The organism is Candidatus Synechococcus calcipolaris G9 (assembly GCF_029582805.1).
Classification (GTDB): Bacteria; Cyanobacteriota; Cyanobacteriia; order Thermosynechococcales; family Thermosynechococcaceae; genus Synechococcus_F; species Synechococcus_F calcipolaris.
This window is the reverse complement of sequence record NZ_JAKKUT010000002.1, coordinates 1,006,416-1,026,099: the sequence shown is the minus strand read 5'-3', so window position 1 is coordinate 1,026,099 and position 19,684 is coordinate 1,006,416. Positions and strand designations below refer to the sequence as shown.

Here is a 19,684-nt window from a genome sequence, read left to right as displayed (position 1 = left end):
GGTGCGTGGCTCCTACAACCTTTTATACAGGAAGAATACAGGAATTATAGATGGATGATGGCCAAGGGATCGAACAATCGTGGATGAATGTCCAAATTCCCCTCCCCAGACCCCCATTTTCTTGGTGCTGGATCCTGGGGATATTCTTTGCCACTGGGTTGGTGGCGGGCCCGGCGATCGCCGAAAATCCGGCCCATGTGCGCCAACTTCTAGAGACCCGGCAATGTCCCAATTGTGACCTCAGGGGAGCCAACCTCATGGATGCCAATTTGTTTAAGGCCAACCTAGCGGGGGCTAATCTGGAGGGGGCCTATTTAGCGGGGGTCAATTTTTTTGGAGCCAACCTGCAAAACGCTAACCTGAATCGGGCCAATTTGTATTTGGCTATTTTGGTGAATGCCGACCTGAGCCATGCCCAACTAGAAGGGGCGCGGCTAACGATTGCCAACCTAGTCAATGCTAACCTTAGCCAAACCAATCTCACCCGGGCCCAACTCATGGGAGCCAATATGATTGATGTGAATCTGACGGGGGCGAACCTCACCGAGGCGGATCTATCCCGGGCAAATTTAAGCGGTGCCAATATTACCGATACCGTGCTGCCGTTTTTGCCCAATGGTGAGGGCAACTAACCCAGCCTGTTTGGGTTTGCGGTATTATTCCTGTGTCGATCTCTAGCAGCATAAAACCATTATGGGTACAGACGCTTTAATTGATTGGGACTACCTTTCCCAACTCTCCGGCGGTGATACAGAATTTGAACAGGAACTGCTCCTCACCTTTGTGGAGGATGCCCAACTGCATCTGAGCGCGGCCAAAACAGCCCTAGCAGACAATAATATTGACCAAATCAAGCGGGAAGCCCATCACCTCAAAGGCTCCGGCGGCAATGTTGGAGCCACAACCATTCAAGGATTAGCCACGGAATTGGAACAACAGGCAAAGGAAAATGATCTCTCTGAGGCAGGTTCCCTGATCGCTAATATGGAGTCTATCTGTCAAGGAATTGCAGCATTAGTGGCAGAAAAGTATACGGGTTCCTAAGGCAACCTGTCCAAAATCATGTTAGGTTGCTGATAAGGTAAGGATTTTTATCTGGGCATATATCTTATTGGAGGTACAATGTCCTAGCTAAGAACAATCCTACCCTGGTTTGTATTGAATAAAGGCACCATGGCGAACATCAAACAAATCCTACGAACCTGCTTCCTGATCACCATGATGCCCTGTGGCATTATTATCCCTGGGTTCATCATCTATGCCTTTTTTTCCAGTGTGGTAGGCCCGCGCATCACTGCCATGGGAGCCTGTTCCAACTATCCTGGCTGTTTATACGGTGTAGTCAATGGCCGAAACTTGGTTTCCGTGTGGGGTTTTTCCGGTGACAACTCCCGTTTGTTGAGTCGTGGTGAACATACTCTGATCCATGATGCTACCAATGGTAAAATCCTGAAACGCTTAAATCCTGTTGATAAGGATTATCGCTATAGTATTGCCAGCGATCGCAACGAAATCATTGCCTACAATCAAAATAACGTCAAAGTCTTTGATTGGGATGGAGAGCTTGTGGGGATTTGGACCCCAGAGGCGGAAACGACTATTCATGATGTTGTTAGGGTACCCCTTCTCAAGGGTTTTTTGGTGGCAGAAGAGGCCGGGGTTTCCGTTCGTCATGGGGATGGAACCCTAATTGCATGGCTGCGGGAAGGGGATGGCTATATGCGGGTTGCAACATCCGCCAATGGCGACTACGTGGCGGCCTATAATGAGGCGGAGAAACGGATTATGGTTTGGCCTCTCCAACGCTTAAGGGATGGGGTCGTGATTCGGGAAGATAGTTTACCCTTGGCGCGAATAAGTCGCGATCGCAATTTTCTACAGTTAAGTGATGATGGCTCCCTGATTGCGGTACGGGGGCGGGAGGGAACCTATGTCTGGCAGACCGCGGATGGTTCCCTAGTGATGGCAGTGGAGCCGGAGGAACAAGATGTCACCGCAGTAGCCTTCAGTCCCATGGGCGATCGATTAGCGGTGGGATTTAATAATGGAGCTATTGGTATCTTCGATGTCACCACAAGGCAAATGGTAGAACGGTTTGACCTGAGCAATCCACCCAGTCGGTTGGTATTTGATGCCGATGGCAATCGTTTAGCCATGGGTCTAAGTTCAACCAGTAGGGTGGTGTCTGGTGGAGAACTGCTGTTTGATCGGAGCATGCGAGACGGGGATCGGGGGCACCGACCGACCAGTATATTACGACAAAGTAACAATCGAGTGAGTAGACGACCAGGATATGCAATGGTTTGGTCAGTTGATGATTCTCATAACTCGCCCGATTAACTCAGTGAAAGGGTTTGTCTAGCCACGGCGATCGCCCCATTACTGACATCACAGCCCAAGAGGTTTTAGCCGTTCTGAACCGCATTGTTGCCCGTGGCTCTATCGAGACGGCCCACCGGTTAAAACCCTAATATCCCAGGTCTTCCGCTACGCGATCGCCACCGATCGAGTATCCCATGACGTGACGGCAGGACTGCGTGGTTAATGCCCCTTGGCTATCACCACCTTGGTCAATGGTTGCTTGTTTGACCCATTGGCGTAGGGCACTTTCTGTTAAACCCATTTCCTGGGCGACTTGGCTGATGTGGCTCTGCCTGACTGTTTCACAATTGCCACAGCTACTGACCTATGGTCACAGAAATCAGCTTTTTGTTCGGCAGTAAATGTTCGTCTTGGTTTTTGGGTCATTTGGACATTCTCCTTCATTGGCGACTCTTGGAGTTTGTCCACTTTTTTCAGTCAGGGTCATCACCCAATGGACCCGATACTTCATCCAGTCGTTAGGGATTCTGTATGATTAATCAAGGTACTGCGATCGCGATGCCCAACCACTCGATAAAGCGGAATCCTTCGGACTCAGTTGCACTTCACCCCTTCGTCGTCTGATACAATCTCATCATTCAAGTCGGGGTTCTGCTTATTTCGGATCCATTGGGCTGCACAAAACGAATAGGGGGCATAAAGGAATGAAGCGACCACTATTACTATTCTTTCTCGCGATTTTGGGAATGATACTCCCCAATCCAGTCCTGAGTTCAGCATCCGAAAAAGTCACCGTGGATACCTACGTCCGCGCCGAGACCGATACAACTCTAAGTGCCTACGTCAAGCAGGGTGCTTTCGGCAAATTCCTGCATATTCGTCAGCCGACGCCAATTGATCAGCAGAAAGTGATTCGCATGAATCGCGATACAATCTATTCCATCGGTGTTTTCGATCTCACCGAGCCGGTCACCATCGTAATGCCTGACAGCAAGGGGCGGTTTCAGTCCATGCAGGTCATCAATCAGGATCACTACACGCTTGCGGTCTATTACGGCGATGGCAAAACTACCTTTACCTTTACAAAGGAGGATACCGGAACGCGCTACCTGTGTATTCTCATTCGAACCTTCGTGGATGCAAGTGACCCGGCCGATATAAGAGTCGCTAACGAGATACAAGACAAAATCGAAGTCCGGCAGAAAACTCCGGGGGTTTTTGAGGTACCGGATTGGAACAAAGACTCCCTGGCGAAGGTTCGCGATGCCATCAATATTCTTGCGGGTACCAGGCCTACAGCCAAGGGCATGTTCGGCAACAAGAATGAGATTGATCCTATCAGTCATCTGCTGGGCACAGCTTACGGCTGGGGTGGGAATCCGGATATAGATGCGGTTTATGTCAATGTCGTCCCCGAAAAAAACGACGGCAAGACGCCCTATGTTCTGACGGTATCGGAGGCGATTCCTGTAGACGGGTTTGCGTCGATCACCGTTTACAATGCCAAAGGCTTTATGGAAAAAAACGACCTGGATGCCTATTCGGTAAACAACGTGACCGCCAAGCGGAACCCTGATGGGTCAGTGACGGTTCACTTCGGGGGAGACCCCGATCAGCCGAACTACCTCCCGATCACTCCGGGTTGGAGCTACATCGTACGGATGTATCAGCCAAAACGGGAAGTTATAGATGGATCGTGGGAATTTCCAGCCGCAGTGCCAGTGCAGTGAGAGGCATAATCAACAAGTGTAGTAATCAAGCTATTGAAATCGCTGCAAAGCGAAAATCAACAAGGAAAAGATCAATGAAAACAATGAGAAGCGGCATTAAGAGAAAGATAATCATGACCGTGCAAGTAACTGCACTGGCGCTTGGGCTGATAGGCACTACTACAGCAGTCTTGGCCGAACAGAAAGTTGAACTGAAGGATCCCTGCCCAATCCAGATAGAGAACTGGCGCGGCAAGGCCTTCTACGAAATTTTGTTCATGAACCGCCTGGCCGATGGCAGTGGGGTTGGCTTCTACTACAATTCCATCGGCAAGGACCTTGAGGCATCCAACGACGTGATGGACGCCCGCTTCCGTGCTCTGGATGCAGACACCTTGAAAAAGGAATACGGGAGCGATGGCATCCTCTTCAATGGTCCGCGCCGTCTCGTGACGAACGGCATAACCGGGATGGCTTGGGATGGCTGCAAGGAGAGAGTGGTCGCCACGATTCCCTATCGGGTTTTCGGCATCTTCGAAACCCCTGACCTCAGTAAGGCCGTTGCCGGAAACCTTCCTTCATACCAGGTGCTGGTTTCCAAACGTAGCAATACATTTAGCTTCAACGCGGGCGAAACGGTGTATGAGCTCATCACCCCCGAGGGCGCCGTATACACCATGTTCAGTCTGTCCCTGAAGATTGATCCCGATAACACCATCGAAAATCTGCCCACCCTTGGCGAGCGCCTGAATTTGCCGAACGGATGGAATTTCAGGGCACGCCAGTTGGAGCAAGACATGACTCTGACGTCCGCCGCCGATTCTGAACCGCCTAACACCATTGTTCTCGACGAGCTTGAGGGCAACTATCAGTACAACCATGCTGCATCTAAACCCGCCAATGTGTTGTCCGATGGCGCGAATGCCAAGAGTGTGCGTTTCGACGACCTGCATGGGACTCGCTATATTGAGATGATGCTCGCGGGTCGTTCCCCCGAAACTGGGGAGGTAGTCGCTGCGGTTTACAATTCCATGTTTAGTGCCCGGGGCATCCCAGCATCGAAGGACACGTCTCCCCAGGAATTGCTCGAAGGACTGGATTTCGAGAAGCTGAAAGAAGAATTTGGCGTCCTTGGCGTGTCGCTCAACGGCCCGAAGTTTTGGACGCCGGACTGGAGTGAATTCACGGTCGGGGTGGAGCGGAACTTCAACGGGATCCCGGCATCATGGATTGCTCAATTGAACATGGGGGGAGACGGTTCTGCCGGAGTGGAAGAAGCCACCCCTCCCTACCAACCAATTACCATTGCTCGGACCAGCAGCATCGGTTGGAAGAAGGGAACTACGGTGGTGCTTCTCGACGATCCCGATGGCAACACATGGATCATGAAGGGCTTCCAACTCGGCCTTCAACCCAAACACACTTACGACGACTTCATTGCCAACGGAGCAGCCATGTATAAGGAGCTTCCCGAAGGGTGGAAAGTTCGGGTGGTCACCCTGGAGCAGGACCTGATCGAAACTCCCGAAGGCGGCGTGGCCACCATCATGCCGGACGAACATTTCAACGTCTTCGACAAGACCGGCCCGGGCATGAGCAACTACAAGCCATAAGTCTGACCCTGACTGAAAAAAGTGGACAGTGAAATCATGACCCTGACCAAAAAAAAGTGGACAAAACTCTTAAAGTTTATCAAGCCTTAAAAGTGAGCAAAAGTGCTTTGTCCTATGGATTCCAGGATATTTTTGGCATGAGTTCAATAGCCTACCTCAAAATTCAACGGCTCAAAGGGGTACGCAACGCTCTGAAAAAGAGCAATCCAGAATCAGATTCGGTGATGGGCATTGCTAACCGCTACGGCTTCTGGCACATGGGACATTTTTCTACTGACTATAAACATATGTTTGGTGAGTCACCTTCAGTCACATTACAGCGATCACCAGCTTAATTAGCCAAATGTTGGAATTTTGGGATACTCAGACAGTTGCAAAAACATTATCTTTTCTCGCAAGCCCTTTTCAGGATAAACACATTCTCGGTTGACAGCGGGCGTGAACCTGACCCTAAGGCTTGTTAAAGTGAGATATCGTCGTGAGTGTGTGGAGTGAGACAATGAAACAGCAGATCAAGGATCATTGGTGGAGTAGAATCAGTGGTGCTTTGGCGATTGCCTGTGCCGTTTCAGCTCCCGCATTTGCAGAGTCTTTACCCCCCCAAAAAACTGGAACAATTGCTAACCAAACTAATGCCAGCGTTGCCGCCAGCGCAGTTCAGTCCGAACCCTTAATGCCGACACAGACAGTCCCTACGGTTCCGTTAATTGTTAATCCCCATACCCAAAATGCGCCACTGTTGCCAGAAATTCCCCCGCCCAAATCCCTCAGACGGGTGACCTCCGTTTCCCAGTTGTCTGATGCCCAATCTGCGGACTGGGCCTTTCAGGCGATACAGCCCCTTGGCCAGATGACCTCCGTTACACAATTGTCTGATGTCCAACCTACGGACTGGGCTTTTCAGGCGGTACAATCCCTGGTAGAAAAATACGGTTGTGTTGTTGGCTATCCCGATGGCACGCTTCGAGGCAACCGGGCTGTGACTCGTTTTGAACTGGCCGCTGCACTCAATGCCTGTCTGGATGTTTTCAGCGATCGCTTTGCCACAAAAGAAGACCTAGAAACGGCGCGAAAGTTACAGGAGCAGTTTAGCGCCGAACTGACGACGCTGCGGGGACGGGTGGATAGCATGGAAGCCCGCACTGCCCAATTGGAAGCCCAGCATTTCTCGACCACGACTAAACTATTGGGCGTTACCAATATGTGGTTTGCCGGAGCAACGGGAACGGGTTTTTCTAGTAATAATCCCCTAGCTCAGGCGGCATTTAACAATAATAATCCGGTCGTTCAATATCGTGTCAACCTGAACCTGCTCACCAGCTTTACTGGCAAGGATTTGCTCGCTACTAGCCTGTTTGCCGGTAATGTCCCCCCCTTAGGTACAGGGTTTAATCTCCCCGGCGAAATCGTAAATGGCATTCCGATTGCTTCGGCGGAAGGTACTCTGTCCACCCAATTTGCCGCTAATAGTAATAACCAACTCTATATGGCTATTCTGCGATACAGCTTCCCGGTCACTCAGAAACTGCGTGTAGATGCAGTCAGTAATATTGGCACTCTTTTTAGCATTGCCCCCGTCCTGAATCCTTACCTAGCAGACAGTTTTGCCGGTACCGGTGCCCTCTCCGCCTTTGGGCAAGGCAATGCAATCAGTGCTCTCGGTGGCGGTACTGGCATTGGTCTCAATTTTCAAGCCACTCCACAGGTGGATATCACAGCAGCCTATCTGTCGGATTTCCTCTCAGCCCCGAATCCAAACAAGGGATTTATTAACGGTGGCTATGCCGCTCTGGGCCAAGTAACTTGGCGACCCACCCAACAGTTAGGCTTTGCTGCTACCTATGTCCATTCCTACTTTCTGCCCGGACGGTTTGGTTTTAACTACAATGCCCTTAATATTACCGGCACTGCTGTTGCCAATACGTTGGCTGGACAATCACGTCTGACAGAATTCCCGGAATTATTCAATCTGGGCGGAGTAAGGGTTGATTCCTATGGGGGGCAATTCACCTACCAGTTCAGCCCAAAATTTACGCTCAGTGCCTGGTTTGGGGCTAGTTATCCGACGTTAATTGGGCAAGGCAATGGGGAAATTTTCAACTATGCGTTGACGTTTGCCTTTCCGGATATGGGGCGCAAGGGAAATCTCCTGGGCCTGGTTTTGGGGGCCGAACCCTATCTAAACCGGTTCACGGGGGGTAATCCCCAGCCCTTTAATGTTGATGTTCCTCTGCATCTGGAAGCTTTTTACAAGTATCAGGTGAATGATGGTATTTCTGTCACTCCCGGCTTCATTATTCTGACCGCTCCCAACCAAGATAATAACAATCCGGCGGTGCTGATCGGTAATATCCGCACCACATTTACATTCTGAAGCTGATTTCGCCAAGCGGAGTTTGTCTCCTCACCGGCCCCGTAGACTGACACTGATCTTTGTGACTCGGTTAGGGAGCCTACAATATACTGGGTGCAGGCAGGTTGTTATGCTGGCGGCAACTGGTTATCAAGTTCTGGCTCAACATCAGCGACTTTAGCCAACACAGCCTCATATTTTGTCCGTTCACCACGACTTGCCCGCTCTTGCAAATATCCCTCAGTCGTTAAGGCTGAAATTTTCTCGGCCACGGCCATGGCAATAAACTGATCTAAGGAAACCCCATTCTGCTTTGCCAGTCTTTGCAAGCTTTTGTATAGGGAGTCAGGTAGCTGGATGCTTAATGTGCTCAAGACAGTGCTCCAATAGACTCTAGGAACTTTGCTGGTGTCATGGCATTTACCCCAAACTGCTCAATGCCTACAAAATCGCGGATATTGTATGTCACTACGCTATCACACCTGGCGTTAACTGCCAGTTCCAAAACCATGTCATCCTTTGGATCAAGCAAGAAAGGTCGCCAAAGGAAAAAAATCTGCTGATGGGTCGCAACCGCGCAGTGAAAATCAAGAAAATCTTGTATATCTGAGACATTCATGGCCAGATTTGGCAGTTCCCGCAATAAGACTTCTTCGTACTCCAAAACTAGCGGCACAGAAAGATTGATCTGAAACTGCTCACTACCAACCAATCCCAATAGACGAAAAGCACTTCCGTTTCTAGATCGTAGCCCAGCAACAACGACATTTGTATCGATCACAATTTGGGGAATGGGTATGGGTGGCAGCATCAGAGATATAGTCCCATCAGCCTTATTACTACTGAATTAACTCATGAAATAGCTTGTCTAGCGACGGCGATCGCTTGGCGAACTTGCTCAAAACCTGTGCCCCCAAAACTATTGCGGGCTGCTACCACCTGACGCGGGGCGATCGCTGCGTAAATATCCGCATCAAACTTAGGATGGAGTGCTTGCCATTCCTCCAGACTGAGTTCCTTGAGTATCTTGCCCTGGGCTAAACAGGTTTTCACCACTTGGCCCACCAGATTATAGGCTTCCCGGAACGGTATACCCTTGCCGGCCAAATAATCTGCCACATCCGTTGCATTGGCAAAATCACTCTCCACCGCCACCGCCAGGCGATCGCCCCGGAAGGTGAGTCCCTCCGCCATCAAAATAGTCATCGCCTCTAAGCAGGCAGACACCGTATCCACCCCATCAAAGAGTGCTTCCTTATCCTCCTGTAAATCCTTGTTATAGGCCAGGGGCAGTCCCTTCATGAGTACGAGCATCCCCTGCAAATGCCCAAAGACCCGCCCCGTTTTTCCCCGCACCAGTTCCGGCACATCTGGATTCTTTTTCTGGGGCATAATACTGGAGCCAGTGGCACAACTATCCGTGAGCTTCACAAAGGCAAACTCTTCCGATGCCCAGAGAATGACTTCCTCCGCCAGCCGTGATAAATGCACCATAATTAAACTTGCGGCACAGAGAAATTCAATGGCAAAGTCGCGATCGCTGACCCCATCTAAACTATTGCGGTAGACCCCACCAAAATTTAACAGTTCGGCACTGTAATGGCGATCGATGGGAAAGGTCGTTCCGGCCAAGGCCCCACTACCCAAGGGTGAAACATTAACCCGCTCATACAGTTGATCCAACCGTTGCCAATCCCGCTGGGCCATCTCCACATAGGCAAGAAGATGGTGGGCTAAACTGAGGGGTTGGGCCCGTTGCAGGTGGGTATAGCCAGGAATCAGGGTTTCAATATGGGGTTCAGCCAGATCCAGTAAGGTGCGTTGCCATTGGCGGAGTTGATCCTGGATCAGGCGAACCTGTTCCCGCAAGTAAAGGCGCGTATCCGTCCCTACCTGATCATTGCGCGATCGCCCCGTGTGAAGTTTTTTGCCCACATCCCCAATCAATTCCGTGAGGCGACGCTCTACGGCAAAGTGAACATCTTCCGCATCAATTCCCGGCTGAAACTCACCTCGGCGATACTCTTGGCGGATTTGCTCAAGACCAGCCACCAACTGCTCCGCCTCTGCGGCAGGGATAATTCCGGTTTTACCCAACATACGGGCATGGGCCTGGGAACCCGTCAGATCATACTCAATCAGACGAATGTCAAAACCAATACTGGCATTAAAACGGGCGATCGCAGGGTGGAGAGCGGATTCAAACCGTTGACTCCAAGGCTGGGGGGAGGTGGTCACATTAACCCTCGTAAAATAATAGAAAATCTAAAAATTTAGCAGTTTGCCAAATAACCAGCCGATGCCCAACCCAATGATCAGGGCCCACACCTGACCCGAATCAATAAAATTATTCCAAGTTTTGGCAAAATCATCCCCCAAGGTATCCTCAAACTTTTGAGCCACAACGATATGCGCTTGGATAGACAATGGGACGGATGACGACGAAGGCAATGGGGACAGATCCGGTACCATGGTTTGACCTAAAGGGGTAACTGAACGTGAATGACATAATTCTTGCACTATCCTAGCCTAGCCCTTGAATTTAGCCAAGATCGAGCTAAAATCCTTCTGCTCAACACCCCCAACTCTCGAATTGGCCCCTTAGAATCTAAGGCAGAGTAGTGAGGTGAGGGATGAATCCTATTATTGACGCCATAATGAATGGTCAGCGTTCACTGATTCAGCAAGCCCTAGATGAGGGGTTTGACCCCCAAAGTACCGATAGTGAAGGAATGCCCCTCTTGGCGATCGCGGCGGAGGCAGGTCAACTAGAGATACTGCAAGATTTGTTATCCGCCGGTGCCGATCCCAATCAGAGCGATGGCGAAGGGTGGACAGCCCTGATGGCCGCTGCCGGGGTTGGGGAACTTTTGATTGTAAAAACCCTCTTAGAACAAGGGGCAAATGTGAATAGTCAAACCAACTTTGGCTTGACACCCCTCATGGCTGCGGCTGCCAAGGGCCAGGAGCAAATTGTCGAGATACTCTTGGCAGCGGGAGCGGATCTCAATATCAAGGATCAGAACTCCTGGACTGCCCTAATTTGGGCCCTAGAGGGTGGCCATCAAGTTGTTGTTCAGCAGATCAAGGCGGCCCGAGCAGCATCCCTATGAGCAAACAGATTCTTTGGTTTCTGATTTCCTTAGAAACATCCCTTTTAACTGGCGCAATTAATCAACGCCGGGAACGTTTTTTTGAAATTGTATTAGAAGCACTCCAAATTGGTCTAATGGCGGGGATCGTCATTTTTCTAGATTGGTTGTTAATTCAAAAAGGCGGCCGTTGGCTTCAGGGAAAGATTCATCAATTCAATCAAAAGCAACAAGATTGGTTTGGCCTCGGATTTTCTCTGCTTCGACTGGGGATACGAATATTTCTTTGGGTGAGCTTAATTTCCTGGAGCTTGCGATCGATAGAGACCTTCCGCCCCCTCCAACGCCATGTCAATAACTTGACCGAGAGAATTGGTAAGCAAATTCAGACCCTTTTTACAACGCCCTTTTTTCAGCTTGGACGTACTGAAGTCACCTTGGGATTTGTTTTTTGGATTGTCTTTCTATCCATTATGGTCTTCTTCGTATCCCGTTGGATCAGTGAATGGATTAAACAACGCATCTTGATTCAACTTCGCGTTGATAGAGGCTCCCAGGAAACCATTACCCGTGCCATTAGCTATGCCCTCAGTTTGATTGGTTTTATTGTTGTTCTTCAAACCGCTGGCATTGATTTGAGTTCCCTCACGGTCTTAGCAGGGGTTCTCGGTATTGGTTTTGGTTTTGGTTTGCAAAGTCTAGCCAGTAACTTTATTAGTGGTTTAACGATTCTGTTGGAGCATCCCATTAAAGTGGGAGATTTTATCGAAGTAGATGGACTCCTGGGAACTGTCGAGAAAATTTCCATTCGTTCTACCGTAATTCGCACCAATGATAGCCAATACGTGATTGTGCCCAATAATCGCTTCATTGAAAAGAACGTGGTCAACTGGAGTTATGGTAGTCCCGATAGCCGCATTCATGTCCCGGTGGGCATTGCCTACGGCAGTGATACCATTTTAGTGACCGAGGCTCTCCTCAGTGCCGCCCGTCAGGATCCCCGTGTATTAACAAATCCGGCCCCTAGCGTTTGGTTTCGCAAGTTTGGCGAGAGTGCCTACGAGTTTGATCTACTTGCGTGGATCGATCGCCCCCAGGATTCAGAACCGATTAAAAGTGCCCTCAACTTTCTCATTGAACAGGAACTCAAACATCGGGGGATTCAAGTCCCCTTCCCCCAACTCGATCTCCATGTCAAGGATATTGGGGGTCTGCGGGCGTTGATCAATGATTCTCCCTCCCAACAGCTAACCCAAGAGGATTCCTCCACCGTCCTTCGCCAAAAGGCCGCCCGCGTTAAGAAAACCCCAGCCTTGGCAGAATTACTCCGGCATATTAGTTATTTTTCGCGCTGTACTGACTCTGAAATACGAATGCTGATTGAACTGGGCCATCGGCAGTTTTTTCCCGCTAGTCGAGTAATTTTCCGTGAGCATGACGAGGGAGATGCTTTTTATATTGTTTTGTCGGGGGCCGTGGAAATTCGCTCTGAACGCCTCGATCAAATTCTGGCAACCCTGCACGAAGGAGAGTTTTTTGGGGAAATTTCTGTCCTAACGGGATTGCCCCGAACCGCTACGGTGCGCTGTCTAGAGGACTCCACCCTATTTGTTGTCAACCGTGAGACTCTCCAGAAACTCCTCCAGGTTCATCCTCGCCTCGCCGAAGAAATTGCCAATGAACTCGCTGCCCGGCAACAAGTTCTTCAGGAGTTGGGCTTAGTGGATGCCAATGGTAAAAGTGACTCTAGTTTACCGCCCCTCTTCTGGATTCGAGAGCGGCTAAAGACCCTCTTTAGTATCTAAGATCGATAAGGTGGCAGGAATCACTTGGATAAATTTTCCTTTGCCGCAAAGTTATTAGCAAGAGGAATTACCCCATGGTCGCCATTGCACCCCAAATGAATACACAACCGATCGGTGAAAAGCGCGTAGCTTTGCGGGGGCTAACCTGGAATGCCTATCAACAAATTCTTCATGCCTTGCCCCAACGTCGTGGGGCCCGTCTCACCTACGATCGTGGAGTTTTAGAAATTACCATGCCCTTAGAATCCCATGAGTTTGCCCTGCGCTTAATTGAGCGTTTTATTATCACGTTAGTTTTTGAAATGGGCATGAAAATTAAAACCATGGGATCAACAACGATGGATCGGCAGGAACTCGATCGCGGTTCCGAGCCTGATTGTGCTTACTACATTCAAAATCAGCCCACGGTTGCCGGACGCAAGGTTGATTTTGCCACTGATCCCCCTCCGGATCTGGTCGTTGAAGTGGATATAACCCACACCGATATTGATAAAAACCGCCTCTATGCCGCCATGGGAGTACCAGAGCTTTGGCGATATAACGGGCAAGATTGGCGGATTTTTCAGTTGCAGGAGAGGGACTATCAAGAGTGCGATCGCAGTCCCACATTTCCTTGGGTCGAAAAAGAGTATCTATATCACTTTCTAGAGCAAGCCCAACAGGACGAAATTGTGGCAGAACAGGCCTTTCGAGAATTTATCAGACAACACCTCAGCCAGGTATAAAAAGAAGATTTGGGGTATGGATTGACCAATGTCATTCGTTCATTGCGCTGGGAGATGGGTGATTAATCATCAAGAGGAATATAAGCAATGGTTCCAGTCACCGCGATTACCAAAGCAATTATTAATTTCCGGGATATTCAAGACAAACTTGGGCTACAACGCACCGATAATCCTGAGTTTTTCCCTGAATGGAGAGATTTTTTGCCGCCACCCACGGATCAAGAAGTACTGGCTTTGAATCGTTTAGCCCAGCGGTATCTTGCCTATTTAGAAGAGGGTGAAGTTAGCGAAGGAACACTGAACATTATTTTATTCTCGCCCCTGCTGGATGCCTTGGGACTGTGCGATCCACCCTACCGGATTCGGGGAGAAACGTGGGTTGAGGTGCAGACCCAGGTGGATGACGAAGCAGGAAGAATGACCTTAGAGGGGCGGATTGATGCCCTAACGGTACAGGATGATTTTTGGTTAGTGGTGATTGAAGGGAAGCGGGGTGGGTTTAGTGTGCTGCGGGCTGTTCCCCAGGCGATCGCCTATATGGCTGCCAGTCCCTATCCCGATCGCCCTGTTTTTGGATTAGTCACCAATGGATATGATTATCTGTTTTTGAAATTAGAGCGTGGCGAATTTGCCCTGTCTCAGAGTTTTACTCTGCTCTCAGATGCCGATAGCAACTTACTCCGAGTGGCCCAAGTGCTGAAGCATCTGGTTTCGGTCAGTTTAGAAACTTCAGGCAATGGCAGGGCACGATGAGTAAACTCAAACAAAATATTGCCCGATCCCTCAATGGCTCCTCAGATGGCAACCTGGCAGACTGTGCCCAAGTCTGTTTCAGGTTCAAAGGCGCAGACTGCGGGGATCCAAGGCATCCCGAAGGGCATCTCCTAACAGATTAAAGCAAAGAACGGTGGTGACAATCAGCAGAGCCGGGGGCCAAATTAGCCAGGGTTGCAGCACCAAAATAGAGGCATTGGTCGCCAACGAAAGCATATTCCCCCAGGAGGGATCCGGCTGTTGAATGCCCAAGCCAATCAAGCTCAAAACCGATTCCGCCACAATGAAACTGGGAATCGCCAGAGTTGCCGAAATAATCACATAGCTGGCCGTTTGCGGTAAAACATGGCGCAAAATAATATAGAGTGATCGCCCCCCCATGGCTTGGGCCGCCTGGACATAGCCCATTTCCTTGAGGGATAGAACCTGGCCCCGAATCACCCGCGCCAATCCAGCCCAACTAACAAAGGAGGTAATAAAAATAATCAGCATAAATCGCTCGGCACTACTGAGACCGGGGGGAAGCACCGCCGCCAGAGAAACCAACAAATAAATCGTGGGAATGGTCATCAGCACTTCCACTAGGCGCATCAGGACACCATCAAGCCAGCCACCAAAGTAACCGGAAACGCCGCCCACAAATAAACCAATGGGAAAGGCAATGGCGACCCCCAATAAACCAATACTGAGGCTGATCCGTGCCCCAAATAGGAGCCGACTAAGTTGATCTCGGGCCTGCTCATCGGTTCCCAAAAGATTGAGATGGCCGGGGCCCGCCGTACCAAAAAAATGCAATGTACTGGGGATGCCAGGTACAATCACCCGTTGTTCAATCCGAGGGTCTTGCAAACTCCACCGAGAAGGTAAGGGCAGGGATAATTGTAAAAAATGATACTCAAACCCCGATACAAATAACCTTAGGGGCGACGGCTGGGTGCGATCCACTACCAGGGGGCGATCTCCGGTTTCCAGGCTGACGGGGCCAAGGGTCGTGGGATACACATGGGGGCCGATAAACTCACCAGCGGTATTCCGCCAATAGATTTGGGTAGGAGGAAGTAAAGCCCCGTCTACTTGGGACGCATAGGGATTATAGGGCGCAAAAAAATCAGCCCCAAAGGCCAAGAGATAAAAGCAGAGTAAAATACCCAGACCAAAACGGGCCAAGGGATTGTGGGTGAGGTGTTGCCATTTGCCCATCATGCCGTAGTCAATCTGTAGTCAATTTAACGAACCGCGAGGCACTGACTGTCCACTGCGGCGGCTAACTCCTTCAGCATGACAATGGTGGTATCAAAATTCACACAGGCATCGGTAATACTTTGTCCGTAGTTAAGTTGGCGCAAATCCTGGGGAATGGGTTGGTTGCCCGCCTGCAAATGACTCTCAATCATTGCCCCCATGATCGGCGATCGCCCATGGCGCACTTGCTCTGCAATACTATGGAGTACTTCAATTTGGCGATTGTGATCCTTGGCGGCGTTGGCATGGCTACAATCCACCATGATCCGGGGACTCAGACCCTTACGCTCTAGGAGAGTGGCAGCCATTTCAATGTGGCTAGGCGAGTAATTGGGGCCATCTTTTCCCCCCCGCAGAACTAGATGGGTATCGAGATTGCCCGTCGTGGTGACAATACTGGCCAACCCCTGGGCATTAATGCCTAAAAAGTGATGGGTGTGCTGGGCCGCTAACATGGCGTTAATGGCAGAATCCAGGTGGCCATCCGTACCATTTTTGAAGCCCACAGGCATGGATAGACCTGAAGCCATTTGCCGGTGGGTCTGACTTTCGGTGGTGCGGGCCCCGATCGCGGTCCAACTGACCACATCCGCAATGTATTGGGGAATAATCGGGTCGAGTAATTCTGTGGCCGCTGGCATTCCTAAGGAGGCTAAATCCACCAGCAATTGACGAGCAACCCGTAGCCCCGTATTAATGTCGTAGGTATCATTCAGGTGGGGATCATTGATTAACCCTTTCCAGCCAATGGAGGTGCGGGGTTTCTCAAAATAAACGCGCATGACGATTTCCAGGGAGTCCCGTAGGTCGTTGCGGAGTTCCAGAAGTTTTTGCCCATACTCTAGGGCCGCATCCACATCATGGATGGAGCAGGGCCCTACGATCACTAATAAACGGCGATCCTGGCCCCTTAAAATCCCACGGATGCGATCGCGGGTATCGGCCACCAACGTTGCCAAGGGATCGGTGAGGGGAAGATCGGTTAAAAGAGTTGCCGGAGCCAGCAAGGGACGTGTTTCAACAACGTGGAGGTCAAAGGTTTGAGGCATGGGTCACAATCAAGCACTCTTTCAATAGTAGCGAATTACGTTGGAGTCTGGTACCTTTCTTCTTGAGCTTAGGTCTACGGCAGCGGGCCAGGCTTGGTATACTCAGGGCAGTTCAGCATTAGAATTGCCATTAAATTGCATTATCGAGGTTCAAGTCAACAGTTCATGAAAATCATAGACTCCCACGGTCGCCTTTTTGGTAAATTGAGCCTGCTGGATATTGGAGCGGGTTTAATTCTGCTATTTGTGGTGATTGGCTTGTTTTTTATTCCGGGGAAATCAGGTTCATCCATTGCCCAAGTTGCCGCCAGTCAGCCTATTGAAGTGGATGTATTGGTTCTTGGGCTGAGTACCCCCAAACCCCAGGAACTCATTAAGGCAGGAACCACCGCTAACTTTGTGATTCGGAATCAACCCTACGGTGCCATTGATATTAAGAACGTTGAAGTCTTACCGCGAACCGTGATTGCTTCCCAACCCGATGGCTCCATTAAGGCCCTGCCGGATCCGCGGCCGGAAATGGGGTTTAGTAGTAACTTACTCCTAACCGTGGAAGGTAAGGGCCAAGTAACCCGCAATGGGCCGGTCTTAGGGAACAGTAATGTGAAGGTAGGTACTCCCGTTGAAGTGGAAGGCCCAGGCTATAGTTTTCGAGCCTCAATCATTGACGTGAGAGTTGAATCAGCGGGCAATTCCTAAAGCAGGGGCGATCGCTTCCCAGGCAACTATCTAGCAACGGTTTTGGAAGAGTGCTTTGACTGCTTCAATCCATCCCAACTCGCCGGTTCCTAACTCACCGGAAACGTCAGGTATGCCCAATCCCCGATTCTCCTTCCCGAGTCGCTTGGATCGTTACCTGCTGACGGAGATGATCGCCCCCTTCATTTTTGGGTTTGGTCTGTTTACGGCGATCGCCGCTGTCATTGGTACCGTTTTTTATCTAATCCGGTTGATGGTGGATAGCCAACTCCCCCTTTTCACGGCGATCGAGGTGTTCTTCCTGCGTTTGCCCACCTTTGCGGTATTGGGAGTGCCCATGTCCGTGTTGTTTTGTTCCTTAATTGCCTATAGTCGCCTATCCCGCCGCAGTGAAATTATTGCCTGCAAAAGTTGTGGAATTAGTCCCCAGCGATTAGTGGTGCCGGCCCTGTTGGGGGGAGTTCTGGCAATGATTTTAACCTTCGTTTTGAATGAGGCGATCGCCCCAGCCCTCTCCTACCGTGGGCACCTTATTTTGGCGATCCAACTGGAAGAATCAGCCCTACCCTACCGTGATGCCAATATTTTCTACCGCCAATTTCAGGATCAACGCCTCGCCCAAATTTTCTTTGCCCATACCTTTGATGGCGAAGCCATGGGAGATGTCACCGTCTTAAATTTTGATCAGGGCCAACTCAAAGAAATGGTTTTGGCAGACACCGCCATCTGGAATGAAGCCGACCAAGCCTGGGATTTTCACCAGGGATCAATCTACCAAGTGAATCCAGATCAGAGCTATCAAACCGTTCGCCCTTTCAGTCTGGCTCAGTTTGACTATAGCCGCACTCCCTTAGATTTAGCCTGGGAAACCCGCGTCCCAGAACACATGAGCAGTCAAGATATGCGTCATTACATCAAGATTTTGCGCCAAAGTGGCGATCAAAGACAGGTGCGCCATTGGCAGGTACAACTCCAGGATAAAGCGTCCCTACCCTTGGTCTGCTTGAGCTTTGCCCTGATTGGCTCCGTCTTAGGGATTAACTCTCCCCGCAGTAATCGTAGCCGCGCCTTTGGCTTGAGTGTGGTGATTATCTTTGGTTACTATATTTTTGCATTTATCTGTACAGCCTTTGGAGAAGGGGGAATGATTAGTCCGATCATGGCGGGATGGTTGCCCAAGGGAATTTTAACTCTGCTGGGATTGGGGTTGCTGTACCAAGCCAGTCGCCAATAAGTCCAGAGTTAACCCAATTCTGTTATTTTAAGAAATGCTGGTCAGTTTTGATCATTATGGCAGCGATATGTGGCGAAAGAATCAGGGTTTACCTCCTCTTTTTGCAAAAGTGACAAAAGCAGGGTGGATGTTGCTGCTAAATATTCTGCGGCTGTTGGCGTATCTTATTTCGTGGCGAATTTGTTCATGATGTCCCTTGATTTTTGTACTTCTAAATGCTCATGTTCCGGTACGCAGTGGGTCAAACTGTTAGACTTCTTTTGCACGAAATGTGACAATGATACCAGCAAAGTGATGAATGGCACTGGTGTCTAGCACTTTGTGTTCACCTTCATTTAGAACCCGACCAACAAGTTCCTTACTAATAGTATGCACTTGAATGTCGACTGAAATATCGTGGGTTGAACCAAGCTGTGCCAACGCCTTCTGATATTTCTCTTTGAGTTTGACTTCATTTGCTTGAACCCGATCTTCATCGCTAGACCGTTTAAACGAATGTAATGCGGCAAAAATCGAGAACCTCAACACGCTCCCACCAGTATTACCAGACACGCGGAAAAATTCGAGGTTTCGCCTCATGTCCGAGAGAGCGGACGACATCTTGGGATTAAGGCCCTTAAGCTCAATGGCACAAATGGGTTGTGCACCGAAGTAACCGTTGTTAGGAATATTCTCATAGACTGCCACGTCGATTCTCCCGTTACGGTTAATCTTGGGTGTGCCGAGCCTAAATTTCGTGGATACATGAGCTAGTGGGTGGCCAACAAATTTGCTTGGGAACAGGCAGTTTCGAGCAAATTGCTCTGTATGTTCCTCAAGGCGGATATCGTAGGGATCCCCTGCACTGTAATTGAGGTTCCTAATTTCTTTGGCCACGTTAACTGTAAGCAGATACTCAGCATTTGGTGGTTTCGCAGGATCATCCGTGAAATCGACCATATCTGCACATGACCTGGCCATCGCATTGATAATTTGGTGCTGAAATTTTTCAATTGATGCCACGATAAATCTAACTATTAAGAAGGCTATTAACAGTCTAACTCTGTGAGGACCACAAAAAGTTAAAC

22 protein-coding genes are annotated in these 19,684 nt (G+C 49.8%); 14 read left to right on the top strand and 8 right to left on the bottom strand.

All coding sequences use genetic code 11. The features are described 5' to 3' along the window. The first annotated feature begins 50 nt into the window (after window positions 1-50). From L3556_RS07790 to L3556_RS16305, 4 genes are all read left to right on the top strand, one after another. Window positions 51-632 (top strand): pentapeptide repeat-containing protein, encoded by a 582-nt coding sequence (locus tag L3556_RS07790; protein ID WP_277866726.1) that lies wholly within the window; start codon window positions 51-53, stop codon window positions 630-632. Between the two features lie 61 nt (window positions 633-693). Beyond that, complete coding sequence (locus L3556_RS07785) at window positions 694-1,044, top strand: Hpt domain-containing protein (protein ID WP_277866725.1); 351 nt, start codon at window positions 694-696, stop codon at window positions 1,042-1,044. Window positions 1,045-1,173: 129 nt separating this feature from the next. After that, window positions 1,174-2,340, top strand: a complete 1,167-nt coding sequence (locus L3556_RS07780) for a WD40 repeat domain-containing protein (RefSeq protein ID WP_277866724.1) — start codon at window positions 1,174-1,176, stop codon at window positions 2,338-2,340. Between the two features lie 14 nt (window positions 2,341-2,354). Then, window positions 2,355-2,471 (top strand): phage integrase central domain-containing protein, encoded by a 117-nt coding sequence (locus L3556_RS16305; RefSeq protein ID WP_422110755.1) that lies wholly within the window; start codon window positions 2,355-2,357, stop codon window positions 2,469-2,471. Here the strand turns inward: L3556_RS16305 and L3556_RS07775 are convergent. After that, window positions 2,468-2,644 (bottom strand): hypothetical protein, encoded by a 177-nt coding sequence (locus L3556_RS07775; RefSeq protein ID WP_338405732.1) that lies wholly within the window; start codon window positions 2,642-2,644, stop codon window positions 2,468-2,470. The two genes, L3556_RS16305 and L3556_RS07775, sit on opposite strands and share 4 nt — an antisense overlap. Window positions 2,645-3,026: 382 nt before the next feature. Here L3556_RS07775 and L3556_RS07770 point away from each other — a divergent pair, with 382 nt between their 5' ends. From L3556_RS07770 to L3556_RS07755, 4 genes are all read left to right on the top strand, one after another. After that, window positions 3,027-4,052: a DUF1214 domain-containing protein gene (locus tag L3556_RS07770; RefSeq protein ID WP_277866722.1), complete on the top strand. Its 1,026-nt coding sequence runs from the start codon at window positions 3,027-3,029 to the stop codon at window positions 4,050-4,052. 113 nt (window positions 4,053-4,165) lie between these two features. Then, the gene (locus L3556_RS07765; RefSeq protein ID WP_277866721.1) at window positions 4,166-5,644 is read left to right on the top strand and encodes a hypothetical protein; all 1,479 of its coding nucleotides are present in this window, start codon (window positions 4,166-4,168) and stop codon (window positions 5,642-5,644) included. Between the two features lie 56 nt (window positions 5,645-5,700). After that, on the top strand, window positions 5,701-5,979 hold the full coding sequence (locus L3556_RS07760) for a helix-turn-helix domain-containing protein (RefSeq protein ID WP_277866720.1): 279 nt from the start codon (window positions 5,701-5,703) through the stop codon (window positions 5,977-5,979). A 164-nt stretch (window positions 5,980-6,143) separates the two neighbouring features. Beyond that, entirely contained in the window at window positions 6,144-8,018 is a 1,875-nt protein-coding gene (locus tag L3556_RS07755) for an iron uptake porin (protein ID WP_277866719.1), read from the top strand. Between the two features lie 107 nt (window positions 8,019-8,125). Here the strand turns inward: L3556_RS07755 and L3556_RS07750 are convergent, their stop codons facing one another. The 4 genes from L3556_RS07750 to L3556_RS07735 are packed head-to-tail and all read right to left on the bottom strand — an operon-like array spanning window position 8,126 to window position 10,400. Beyond that, window positions 8,126-8,371, bottom strand: coding sequence for a toxin-antitoxin system HicB family antitoxin (locus L3556_RS07750; protein ID WP_277866718.1), 246 nt, complete (start codon window positions 8,369-8,371; stop codon window positions 8,126-8,128). Then, window positions 8,368-8,808, bottom strand: a complete 441-nt coding sequence (locus L3556_RS07745; RefSeq protein ID WP_277866717.1) for a putative toxin-antitoxin system toxin component, PIN family — start codon at window positions 8,806-8,808, stop codon at window positions 8,368-8,370. Before L3556_RS07745 ends, L3556_RS07750 begins: the two co-directional genes overlap by 4 nt. Before the next feature lie 41 nt (window positions 8,809-8,849). Then, entirely contained in the window at window positions 8,850-10,235 is a 1,386-nt protein-coding gene (gene argH, locus L3556_RS07740; protein WP_277866716.1) for an argininosuccinate lyase, read from the bottom strand. 27 nt (window positions 10,236-10,262) lie between these two features. Next, entirely contained in the window at window positions 10,263-10,400 is a 138-nt protein-coding gene (locus L3556_RS07735; protein ID WP_277866715.1) for a hypothetical protein, read from the bottom strand. Window positions 10,401-10,654: 254 nt separating this feature from the next. Here L3556_RS07735 and L3556_RS07730 point away from each other — a divergent pair, with 254 nt between their 5' ends. From L3556_RS07730 to L3556_RS07715, 4 genes are all read left to right on the top strand, one after another. Further along, on the top strand, window positions 10,655-11,110 hold the full coding sequence (locus tag L3556_RS07730; protein WP_277866714.1) for an ankyrin repeat domain-containing protein: 456 nt from the start codon (window positions 10,655-10,657) through the stop codon (window positions 11,108-11,110). Next, window positions 11,107-12,894 (top strand): mechanosensitive ion channel domain-containing protein, encoded by a 1,788-nt coding sequence (locus L3556_RS07725; protein ID WP_277866713.1) that lies wholly within the window; start codon window positions 11,107-11,109, stop codon window positions 12,892-12,894. The genes L3556_RS07730 and L3556_RS07725 overlap by 4 nt, the downstream gene beginning before the upstream one ends. Window positions 12,895-12,968: 74 nt before the next feature. Continuing rightward, window positions 12,969-13,619, top strand: coding sequence for a Uma2 family endonuclease (locus L3556_RS07720; RefSeq protein ID WP_277866712.1), 651 nt, complete (start codon window positions 12,969-12,971; stop codon window positions 13,617-13,619). A gap of 87 nt (window positions 13,620-13,706) precedes the next feature. Further along, entirely contained in the window at window positions 13,707-14,372 is a 666-nt protein-coding gene (locus L3556_RS07715) for a restriction endonuclease subunit R (RefSeq protein ID WP_277866711.1), read from the top strand. Window positions 14,373-14,456: 84 nt separating this feature from the next. On the opposite strand, the gene L3556_RS07710 is transcribed toward L3556_RS07715, so the two are convergent. Continuing rightward, window positions 14,457-15,593 carry an ABC transporter permease gene (locus L3556_RS07710; protein WP_277867617.1) on the bottom strand — a complete coding sequence of 379 codons (1,137 nt, stop codon included), beginning with the start codon at window positions 15,591-15,593 and terminating at the stop codon, window positions 14,457-14,459. 26 nt (window positions 15,594-15,619) lie between these two features. Next, window positions 15,620-16,684: a 3-deoxy-7-phosphoheptulonate synthase gene (locus L3556_RS07705; RefSeq protein ID WP_277866710.1), complete on the bottom strand. Its 1,065-nt coding sequence runs from the start codon at window positions 16,682-16,684 to the stop codon at window positions 15,620-15,622. Between the two features lie 165 nt (window positions 16,685-16,849). Between L3556_RS07705 and L3556_RS07700 the strand changes: the two genes are divergently transcribed. Further along, entirely contained in the window at window positions 16,850-17,383 is a 534-nt protein-coding gene (locus L3556_RS07700) for a DUF4330 domain-containing protein (protein WP_277866709.1), read from the top strand. 55 nt (window positions 17,384-17,438) lie between these two features. Then, window positions 17,439-18,617 (top strand): LptF/LptG family permease, encoded by a 1,179-nt coding sequence (locus L3556_RS07695; RefSeq protein WP_277866708.1) that lies wholly within the window; start codon window positions 17,439-17,441, stop codon window positions 18,615-18,617. A 249-nt stretch (window positions 18,618-18,866) separates the two neighbouring features. Here L3556_RS07695 and L3556_RS07690 read toward each other — a convergent pair whose 3' ends face one another. After that, on the bottom strand, window positions 18,867-19,619 hold the full coding sequence (locus tag L3556_RS07690) for a hypothetical protein (RefSeq protein WP_277866707.1): 753 nt from the start codon (window positions 19,617-19,619) through the stop codon (window positions 18,867-18,869). Between the last annotated feature and the right edge of the window lie 65 nt (window positions 19,620-19,684).